Annotated in this window: 10 protein-coding genes and 1 pseudogene; 6 read left to right on the forward strand and 5 right to left on the reverse strand. The window is 64.8% G+C overall.

Translation table 11 applies throughout. From position 1 onward, the window contains the following. Together purQ and purS are read right to left on the reverse strand one after the other, a co-directional pair. Window positions 1-601, reverse strand: a 601-nt coding sequence (gene purQ, locus A2J02_RS10715) for a phosphoribosylformylglycinamidine synthase subunit PurQ (protein ID WP_068049928.1), incomplete at its 3' end; no start/stop codon positions are given. After that, window positions 598-849 (reverse strand): phosphoribosylformylglycinamidine synthase subunit PurS, encoded by a 252-nt coding sequence (gene purS, locus A2J02_RS10720; RefSeq protein ID WP_032395924.1) that lies wholly within the window; start codon window positions 847-849, stop codon window positions 598-600. The genes purS and purQ, both read right to left, overlap by 4 nt. 96 nt (window positions 850-945) lie before the next feature. Here purS and A2J02_RS10725 point away from each other — a divergent pair, with 96 nt between their 5' ends. Beyond that, window positions 946-1,584: an MBL fold metallo-hydrolase gene (locus tag A2J02_RS10725; RefSeq protein ID WP_068049930.1), complete on the forward strand. Its 639-nt coding sequence runs from the start codon at window positions 946-948 to the stop codon at window positions 1,582-1,584. On the opposite strand, the gene A2J02_RS10730 is transcribed toward A2J02_RS10725, so the two are convergent. Further along, on the reverse strand, window positions 1,581-2,255 hold the full coding sequence (locus tag A2J02_RS10730; RefSeq protein WP_068049939.1) for an LppP/LprE family lipoprotein: 675 nt from the start codon (window positions 2,253-2,255) through the stop codon (window positions 1,581-1,583). The genes A2J02_RS10725 and A2J02_RS10730 overlap by 4 nt on opposite strands. 193 nt (window positions 2,256-2,448) lie before the next feature. Beyond that, window positions 2,449-3,267 carry a hydroxyethylthiazole kinase gene (thiM, locus tag A2J02_RS10735; protein ID WP_068049933.1) on the reverse strand — a complete coding sequence of 273 codons (819 nt, stop codon included), beginning with the start codon at window positions 3,265-3,267 and terminating at the stop codon, window positions 2,449-2,451. Between the two features lie 18 nt (window positions 3,268-3,285). Between thiM and A2J02_RS10740 the strand changes: the two genes are divergently transcribed. Next, window positions 3,286-4,128, forward strand: coding sequence for a DeoR/GlpR family DNA-binding transcription regulator (locus tag A2J02_RS10740; protein ID WP_197477997.1), 843 nt, complete (start codon window positions 3,286-3,288; stop codon window positions 4,126-4,128). Here the strand turns inward: A2J02_RS10740 and A2J02_RS10745 are convergent. Next, window positions 4,092-5,660, reverse strand: a complete 1,569-nt coding sequence (locus A2J02_RS10745) for an FGGY-family carbohydrate kinase (RefSeq protein ID WP_068049942.1) — start codon at window positions 5,658-5,660, stop codon at window positions 4,092-4,094. The genes A2J02_RS10740 and A2J02_RS10745 overlap by 37 nt on opposite strands. A 406-nt stretch (window positions 5,661-6,066) precedes the next feature. On the opposite strand from A2J02_RS10745, the gene A2J02_RS10750 reads away from it, so the two are divergent. From A2J02_RS10750 to A2J02_RS10765, 4 genes and pseudogenes are all read left to right on the forward strand, one after another. After that, window positions 6,067-7,026, forward strand: coding sequence for a hypothetical protein (locus A2J02_RS10750; RefSeq protein WP_068049935.1), 960 nt, complete (start codon window positions 6,067-6,069; stop codon window positions 7,024-7,026). Between the two features lie 88 nt (window positions 7,027-7,114). Continuing rightward, complete coding sequence (gene glpK / locus A2J02_RS10755; protein ID WP_068049937.1) at window positions 7,115-8,614, forward strand: glycerol kinase GlpK; 1,500 nt, start codon at window positions 7,115-7,117, stop codon at window positions 8,612-8,614. After that, window positions 8,611-9,468, forward strand: coding sequence for an HAD-IIA family hydrolase (locus A2J02_RS10760; RefSeq protein ID WP_068049944.1), 858 nt, complete (start codon window positions 8,611-8,613; stop codon window positions 9,466-9,468). The genes glpK and A2J02_RS10760 overlap by 4 nt, the downstream gene beginning before the upstream one ends. After that, window positions 9,465-9,661, forward strand: a pseudogene (locus A2J02_RS10765) (hypothetical protein); the annotation flags it as partial. The gene A2J02_RS10760 and the pseudogene A2J02_RS10765, both read left to right, overlap by 4 nt.

The following is a 9,661-nucleotide window of genomic DNA, read 5'->3' on the forward strand; positions in this document are numbered from 1 at the left end:
TGGCGTGTTCGGGGTGCGGCATCAAACCGACGACTCGACCGTTGGCCGAGGAGATTCCGGCGATCCCGCGCTGCGATCCGTTCGGGTTGCTGCCGCTGTAGCGGAAGACCACTCGGCCCTCACCCTCGAGTTCGTCGAGCACGTTCTGCGGTGCCTGGAACCGACCCTCGGCATTCTTGACCGGGATCAGGATCTCGGCACCGGGCTCGTATCGCGACGACCACGCGGTGTCGGTGTTCTCCACTGCCAGCCACTGATCGCGGCAGACGAAGTGCAGCCCTTCGTTGCGAGTCAGCGCGCCGGGGAGCAGTCCCACTTCGCAGAGCACCTGAAAGCCGTTGCAGATACCGAGGATCGGCATACCGCCCTCGGCGGCCTTGACGACGGACTCCATCACGGGGGCGAAACGAGCGATCGCTCCGGCGCGGAGGTAGTCGCCGTAGGAGAATCCGCCGGGGACGACGATGGCGTCGACGTTCTTCAGATCGGCATCGGCATGCCACAGGCTGACGGCTTCTCCTCCGGCGAGGGTGACCGCACGAGAGGCGTCGACGTCGTCGAGAGTCCCGGGGAAGGTGATGACTCCTACGCGGGCGCTCATGCGGCGGGCTCTACCGACACGCGAGTGACTGTCCAGTCCTCGATGACGGTGTTGGCCAGCAGCGATTCCGCGATCTTCTCGAGCTCGGCGTCGTCGACCGTGTCGTCGACCTCGAGTTCGAAACGCTTGCCCTGGCGGACGTCGGACACACCGGAGATGCCAAGACGGCCCAGTGCACCGGCGATCGCCTGACCCTGCGGATCGAGAATCTCGGCCTTGGGCATGACATCGACAACGACTCGGGCCACGAAAGCGCTCCTTGAAATACGTACGGCTGGTTACCGGCAGGTGGGAGTCTACGCAGCCCTGGCGGGAGGCGCGAAACCGCGCTTACTGTGGGGACCATGCGGCTGACACACTTCGGACATTCCTGCGTTCTCGTCGAACTCAACGGCACCACCGTGCTGTTCGATCCCGGCACGTTCTCTCACGGGTTCGAGGGCATCACCGGACTCGACGCGATCCTCGTCACCCATCAGCACCCGGATCACGTCGATCTGCAGCGACTTCCCGCTCTGGTCGAGGCGAATCCGCGTGCGGCACTGCATGCCGATCCGATGACCGCAGGCCAACTCGGCGGCCAGTGGACTCCGGCTCCCGCGGGTCAGGCCTTCACGGTCGGCGGCATCACGGTCACCGGCGTCGGCGGCACCCATGCCGTCATCCATCCCGAACTGCCGGAGATCGACAACACCGGTTACCTGCTCGGCACTCCGGAGAATCCGGGCCAGCTGTTCCACCCGGGCGACTCGCTGTTCGTCCCCGAGCAGCAGGTCGAGGTTCTCGCGCTCCCCGCTGCCGCGCCGTGGTCGAAGCTCTCCGAGACCGTCGAATTCCTGCGAGCAGTGAACCCCAGGATGGCATTCCCCATCCACCAGGCCATCGTCGCGGAGCAGGCCAGGGGCGTCTACTACGGCCGCTTCAAGGAGATGTCCGACGCCGAAATCCGCGAGCTTCCCGAGGAATCGTCCGTCTCGATCTAGCCGGTGACCTCGGGCGGGAGGGTGCCGATCATGGTGACCTGTGTCCCGTCCCAGCGGTAGTCGATCGTCACCGGGCCGCCGGTGGGGTTGGCGAACGCGTCGTCACCCACCGGCCAGCGGTAGTCGACCGTGACGGTGTCGGCAGTCTGACCGATCACCGAGCTGAACGAGGTGGGCTCGAGCGTCGCGGTGCCGAGGTATTCGTAGTTGTGACCTGCGAAGAACAGAATGTGCGTCGGTGATGACGCGGTGCCACCGGCATCGGCACGCACCCAGGTGAAATCGGCGCACTGGTCGCCGATCCGGGTTGCGATCCAGGGCTCGCCTGGGAAGTAGTCCGGCAAGGACGCGACTGCGTCGACCACCCTGGTGGAGTCCAGCCCCAGGCAAATGGGGTACTCCGAACCCGGTGCATGCTGTTCGGCGTCGGGCAGGGAGTTGTTCTCGGGGAGTTCCTCGGTATTCCAGTCGATCGGACCGTCGGGCTCCACTGCCCCGGTGTCGACTGTCGGCCGGCTCGCCTCGGGCTGCGGCTGGGCGGCCTGGGGCTGGGTGCTCGCCGGGGGCGCTGTAGTAGGCGCGGTGGTGGCCGGCGCTGCGCCCGGTTCGTTCGAGTTCCCGCACGCGACGAGAGCGAACGCACTGATGATGACGAGGAGAAGTCGTTTCATGAAGACCACCTGGTTCGATTTGCCCGACGCCAGGTATGTCCGCTCGCAAACGTGTTCCGTTACATCACGTTTCGGTCAAGAGGGCGTTACCTTCGCAGCGATCTGCATTTTCCGCACCACTACGCGCACATTTCGCGACATTCCCGCGAATATGGCAGCACAGTGGAGCACCAGCTGCACACTGGAGCGCGCGTCATTCAGGCCAGCCGATGTCGAGCCGAACCAATTCACGTAGTGCTGACTCGTCCACCGCGTCCAGGCCGTCGAGGAACGCGACGGCGAAGGACCCCGGCCGCGTAGTCGACCGCGCAGCGATCTCCGACGCCACCGCGACATGCGCGTGCGCCGCAACGGCACCGATCAACGCACTCGGTGACACCGCGCAGTAGGCAGCCGTCAGCGCACCGAGCGCACATCCGGTCGCGGTAACCCGCTGCAGCAGTGCACTTCCGCCGCCGACCTTCACCAAGACATCCGGGCCGAGAATGTGATCGGTCTCCCCCGATGCCGCCACCACGTCCGCTCGATCCAACAAAGATCTCGCCGCATCGACCGAATCCGCCACCTGCGCAGACGAATCCACTCCTCGCGATCCGCCGTCCGCACCTGCCAGCCCCATGATCTCCGACGCATTGGCGCGAATGACGCTGGGCCGGTTGGCAAGTAGCTCGACGGCCACCTGGGTGCGCCACGGCAGACCACCTGCTCCCACCGGATCGAGAACCCACGGCTTCCCCGCTGCCCTCGCTGCGGCCGACGCCAGGTGAGCGCTTTCGACCTGCGCGGCCGTCGGAGTCCCGAGATTGACCAGGACCGCGTCGGCGATCTCGGCGAAGCCGGCCGCTTCCTCGGGGTTGTCCACCATCGCCGGAGCGGCCCCCGCGGCCAACAGCGCGTTCGCGACGAACTGAACCGACACGGTGTTAGTCAGGCACTGGACCAGCGGATTACGTTCGCGTAGAAGTCGATGTGCGTGGGCGACGTCGTCCAGGGTCACGCTAGAAGCACTCATCGATCCGAGTCTACGACCGTGGTCGACGGATACGATGCCCTGGTGGCCACACTCCTCAAGCCCGAGCGGCACTTCCGAATCCTCGAGCTACTGCGCACGACGGGCAAGATTCTGTCTTCCGAACTCGCCGTCACGTTCGACGTCTCCGAGGACACCATTCGCCGGGATCTGGACGAGCTCGGAGCGGAAGGAAAATTGAAGCGTGTGCACGGCGGAGCGCTGGTGGTGTCCACGTTGCGCCAGGACTACCGGGATCGGCGAGGCCAGGAGGCGTCGGCCAAGTCGCTCGTCGCCCGTGCTGCCGCAAGCCTGCTGCAGGACGGCCAGGTGATTCTCATCGACGGTGGTACGACGGCGATCGAGGTGACGAAACAGCTCGACCCCCAACTTCGCGCGACGTTCGTCACGCACAGCCCGTCCACCGCGGTGAACCTCGCGGAACATCCCCACTGCGAGGTCGTCGTGGTCGGGGGTCGCCTCCTGAAGAACGCCATGGTGACAGTGGGCGCGCAGACTCTCAAGACCTACGGGTCGATCAATGCCGATGTCGCGATCCTCGGCATTCTGGGCATCAACGTCGACTCCGGTATCACTCATTTCGAGTACGAGGAAGCGCAGATCAAACGGGCGATGATCGAGGGGGCTCACCGCTCGATCGTCCTGTGCACCAGCGACAAGCTGGGCTATTCCGGTGCATTCCAGGTTGCTCCGCTCGCGGCGATCACCACGCTTGCGGTCGAGCCCGGCCTGGATCCCGCACTTCTACGGCAGTATCGCGACAGCGGCGTCGAGTGCATCTCCGTCGACGACATCGAACAGGGCGGTCAGGCATCCGCTGCGACGACGGACCGGGCGCAATAGCGATCGTCGACCGAATACCCTCTGCTCCAGACCGCAGCCAGTGCCGTGGTCGTTGCACGATGGCGCGCGTATCGAACAGCCATCACCGCCACCTGCTGCGGATCGGGTTCGTAGGATCGCAGCGTAGGCGTGAATGCCGATGCAGCGGAGGCGAATTCCGGAAACATCCCGATTCCCACCGCAGCTGTGATCGCAGCGCCACGGACCCCGATTTCCCCTCGGTCGGCGACGTCCACGCGCAGTCCGAGAACGTCGGCGAATATCTGCGGCCAGATCGGGCTGAGCGAGGCACCCCCCGACATCCGGACGACGCCCGGCCGAGCTGCGTCCTCGCCCTCGAGGAGCGACTCGATATCCGCTCTGTGCGCGTAGGCGATTCCCTCGTACACAGCCAGCGCCGCCTCGTCGAACCCGTCCTCGGCAACCGCCCCGAGCAGACCGGCCGGCGCGCCCCCGGGTCCACCGAACAGATACGGGAAGAACATCATGTCGCCCAATCGATCTCGGGCATAGGCGCGAGTCACGGCCTCGTCGCACATCCGATAGAGGTCTCCCCCTCGGTTCCTGGCGTCGTCTGCCGGTCCGCCGAACAGCGAGCGACAACACCATTCGAGGTTGCTCGCCGACGTGATCCCGCCTTCGCTCGCGAGATACACCTCCCCCGTGACGTACCGGCACTGGAGCAACGGGGGCCTGCTGGTTCTGGGGCGTCGATGCAGCGTTTGATCGATTCCGAATGTTCCTGCGACAACGGACATGTGGCTCCTGTCGAGCACCCGTGAGGCGACAGCGCACGCGGCGACGTCGACCACTCCCCGAATTACAGGGGTGCCCACCGCGAATCCGGTCAGTTCGGCGGCCACGGCGGTGACCACGCCGACCTTCTCTGCGCCCGGCCCGATACTCGGCAACACGGCGCGCCACTGCGAGAGTCCGAGCAAGTCGAGTGCGTCCTCCGACCATGAATTTCGCTCGATGTCGCACAAGCCGGTCAGCCCGGCATCGGTGTGATCGGTGGACATGTCCCCGCACAATCGAGACCTGATGTAGTCCTTGCAGGCAAGGACGCGATGCACCCTGGGCAGCATCGACGGCTCGTGCTCGTCGAACCATCTCAACAACGCCGCGGTCTGTCCGCTCCACCCTCGCTGCGACACCATGTGCGCAACCCGTGCTGCCGTGACCTCGTCCAGTGCTGATGCGGGTTCGAGTTCGGTCCTGACATCGGTCGAGAGGATGCCGTTCCCGAGCGCCGCGCCGTGCTCGTCGACCAGCCACAACCCGCTGCCGTAGCCGGTGACCGATATCGCGGCGATGTGGCGCGGACCGATGCCCGACGAGCGGAGCAGGGCCTGCGCCGCGGAGCACACGGCACCGAACAGTGCATCGGGATCTTGTTCACGCCTGCCGCCGCTGGACGTCGAGTGCGGACTTCGTTCCTTCGATGCGGCCAATTCGTGCCCGTTCGCGTCGAACAGCCCTGCTTTGACGAAGGTTCCGCCGGCGTCGATGCCGACAGTGTATTGCTCCATGACCACCATCCCGGGTGCGGATTAATGCAGCTCTTGCGATCCCGTGCGGAGGGCTACCGCCTCAGGACTAGATGACAAGGATCACACAGATTCACCAATTTGCCTAGTGAAATGGGGTTTGAAGTCGCAGATATTACCGCCCGGTAGATGTTGACTGCCACTCCAGCGTGAGTTAACTTCGTCACTAAGCCGCACAAATCGGCATAAACACGAAGACAGTTCCTCTCAACCCGGCGTCGCTCGAACACGAGCTCCCTCGGTCACCGTCCCCGCCTGGTGCGGCCGATGGCTTTCGAAGAGGTTTCGCCCCGCATTCCCACCCGTCACCTCGGGCCAGGAGTGGACGGGCTCCACCACGAGGACCCGTGAACGGGCACCTCACCGTCTCGAACAAAGGACTCTTGCCGTGGATCTTCAACTGGTCGCGTACATCGCTGCATTCGGCGGTGGGTTGGTCGGCGCTGCCCTCGGTGGACTGTTCGTCTTCAGTCTCTGCGGCATCTTCTGCATCGTCGGCGTGGTGGCAGCGCTGGCCGGTTCCGACTACGACTTCCTGGGGCAGCTGGCATTCGGGCCCTTTCTCGGCCCCCAGGTGGCGTTCGTCGGGGCGGTTGCGGCGGCGGCATACGCCAAACGCACCGGCAAGCTGGACGACGGCAAGAACATTCTCTCGCCGCTGGTCGGCCTCGGTAGCAGCAGCGTGCTGCTCGTCGGCGGCGCGTTCGGAGTTCTCGGATTCGCGCTCGAAAAGGCTCTCAAATCCGCCGTGAGCATCGACTCGACGATTACCTCGGCGGTGGTGCTCACCGATACTGTCGCCCTCACGGTCGTGATTCTTGCTGCGGCAACGCGCCTTTCGTTCGGACGCACCGGACTGGTGGCATCGAACCGAGGTGGCCCGGGCGCACAGATCGCCACCCGGTGGCACCCGACCGCGACGCAGGCCTGGCTACCGTTCCAATCGCACCGGCTGCAGGTTGGCACCGTCGCTGTCGGCTTCGGACTGGCTGCGGGCTGGCTGATCGTCAGCCTTCCGGAGTCGGCCCGAGCACTGGGCCCCATCCTGCTCTTCGGATTCAGTGCCACGACACTCCTGCTGCTGCAGATCGGCCTGTCCGGTCCGGTATCGCATCACATCACGTTGCCCGCCGGCTTGGCCGCCGTCGCCGTTCTCTCCGCAGGTGCGCCCAGCACGATCGCACTGCTGGCGGCCGTCGGAGTGGGATTGTTCAGCGCTTTTCTCGCCGAGCTCAGCTCCCGCATCTTCCACACGCTCGGAGACAGCCACTTCGATCCTCCAGCGTGCGCCATCGCCGTCACGACATCGCTGATCGTCGGCACCCAACTGATATTCGGACAAATCTGAACCGGCCCATCGGCCCCACAGCGGTAACTCGATCTCACCCGAAACACCAACCCCATCTCGCCACGACACGACGGAAAGAGCGTCAGCCATGACTCAGTACATTCTCGGAATCGACGAAGGCACCACCAGCGCAAGAACTCTCATCTTCGACGAGAAGTGCGAGGTCCGCGCGGTAGCGCAACGCGAAATCACTCAGATCTATCCGAACTCGGGCTGGATCGAACACGATCCGCTCGAAATCCTCACCGCACAGCTGGAAACGATGCGCGAGGCACTGCGGAGCGCCGATCTCGAACCGACCGACATCACCGCGATCGCACTGACGAACCAACGGGAAACGGCCGTGGTGTGGGACAAGGAGACCGGGCGACCGATCCACAACGCGGTGGTCTGGGCGTCGCGCCAGAGCAACGGCGTGATCGAGCGGTGGCGGGAACGTGGACTGGACCCCGTCATTCGCGAGCGCACCGGCCTGAACTCGGACGCCTACTACTCCGCGTCCAAGATCGCCTGGATTCTCGAGACCGTGCCGGGAGCGCACGAGCGGGCGGAGAAGGGGGAACTGTTGGCCGGCACCATCGACACCTGGCTGATCTGGAACCTCACCGGACGGTGCGCCCATGTCACCGACTACTCCAACGCCTCGCGAACGATGATGTTCAACATCCACACCCGTGAATGGGATCAGGATCTGCTCGACGCCTACGGCATTCCGCGCTGCATGCTCGCGAAGGTCGTCTCCTCGGACACGATCGTCGGCGACGCCGGTGCCACGTTCGGGGCACCGATTCCCATCGCGTCCAACATGGGCGATCAGCAAGCCGGGCTCTTCGGGCAGGTCTGCTTCCGAGCCGGTCAGGCCAAGATGACGTACGGAACAGCAGGGGTCCTGACGATCAACTGCGGCGACACCCCGCAGATGGTCGAGGGCGCAACGACATCCGTCGCCTGGGGTGTCGGTGACGATGTCCGCTACGAGAACGAGGGCGTGCTGTTCAGCATGGGCAAGACCATGCAGTGGCTGCGCGACGACATGAAACTCATTCACGGAGCTGCGGATTGCGAATGGTACGGAGGTCAGGTGGCCAGCACCGACGGTGTGTACCTGGTTCCCGCCTTCACCGGACTCGCCGCACCGACCTGGGATCCCTACGCCCGTGCCTGCATCGTCGGAATGAGCAGCTCCACCAACAGATTGCACATCATCCGCGCAGCCGTCGAATCCATGGTCTTCCAAACCCGCGATGTCGTGGACGCGATCACCGCGAACGGTCAGGTCACGTTGCCCGAGCTGCGGGTCGACGGCGGCGCGGTGAACAACAACATGCTCTGCCAACTCCAGGCCGATATCCTCGGCATCCCCGTGATCCGGCCCGCCATCACCGAAGCCACTGCGCTGGGGGCGACGCTGATGGCCGGATTGAGCACCGGGGTATGGGAATCCCTCGACGAAATCGAGGCACTGTGGTCGGTGGACCGCACCTTCGAGCCCAAGATGGACCGCACCAAAGCCGAGGAGATGTACGCGGGCTGGATCGAGGCAGTCGAACTCTCCAAGGGTTGGGCCCGCAAGGTGACGACCCGATGACGCCGACTTCGACACTCACACAGTCGATTCTGCACAGACCGACACAGCTGTTCGAGTCCTACGTCTTCGACCTCGACGGCACGCTCTATCTCGGCGACGAACTGCTGCCCGGTGCAGCGCACCTGATCGAAGCGCTCCGCGACCATGGTCGTCGAGTCGTGTTCTGCAGCAACAACCCCACCCGTGCGCCACAGCAATACGCCGACAAGCTCACATCGCTCGGCATACCGGCGCAGGTGTCCGACGTGATCACCACGTCGATGACGACGGTGCGGTGGTTGGCCGAGAATGCCTCGAAAGGCAAGATCTTCGTCATCGGTGAACAGCCGCTGAAGGACTCGATCTCGGCGGCCGGTCTCGAACTGAGCGAGGATCCACGGGAGATCGACGTCGTGGTCGCGAGCTACGACCGCGGATTCGACTACCGCAAACTCAAGATCGCCTTCGAGGCACTCTCCGTCTACCGTCGCGCGATTCTCGTCTCCTCCAACCCCGACCGGTTCTGTCCTCTCCCAGGAGGATTCGGCGATCCGGACGCGGCGGCCGTCACGGCGGCCATCGAGGCGAGCACAGGACTCGTCGCCGTTGCGCAGATGGGCAAACCCAGCTCGTTCATGTTCGAGACCATCAGCGCGCTCACCGGGATCGATCCGGCCACCACGCTCGTCGTCGGCGACCGGCTCACCACCGACATCGCCATGGGGGTGAACGCCGGCACCTCGACGGCTCTCGTGCTCACCGGCGAATCGACTCTCGACGATGTCGACCGGGCAGCGCCAGAGGGTCGGCCCACGTACATCGTCGAATCGGTCGATGATCTGCTGCCTGTTCGATCGGCTCGGAGCGCAGGATGAGCCGGCCGCAGACCGTCGGCGCGACGACGGACACAGCGCGTTATCTCGCGCAGATCGGCATCGACCACGCCGCGTCGACGCTCCGCACGCTCGTCAGTGCTCCGAGGGCGTTGGCGGAGTTGAACTCTGTTCTGGCAGAACTCGATGCATCGGGTACGGCAGTGATCCTGCACGACGGCACACCGATCTCGGT

The sequence above is a fragment of the Rhodococcus sp. EPR-147 genome (genome assembly GCF_001647185.1).
Lineage (GTDB): Bacteria > Actinomycetota > Actinomycetes > Mycobacteriales > Mycobacteriaceae > Rhodococcoides.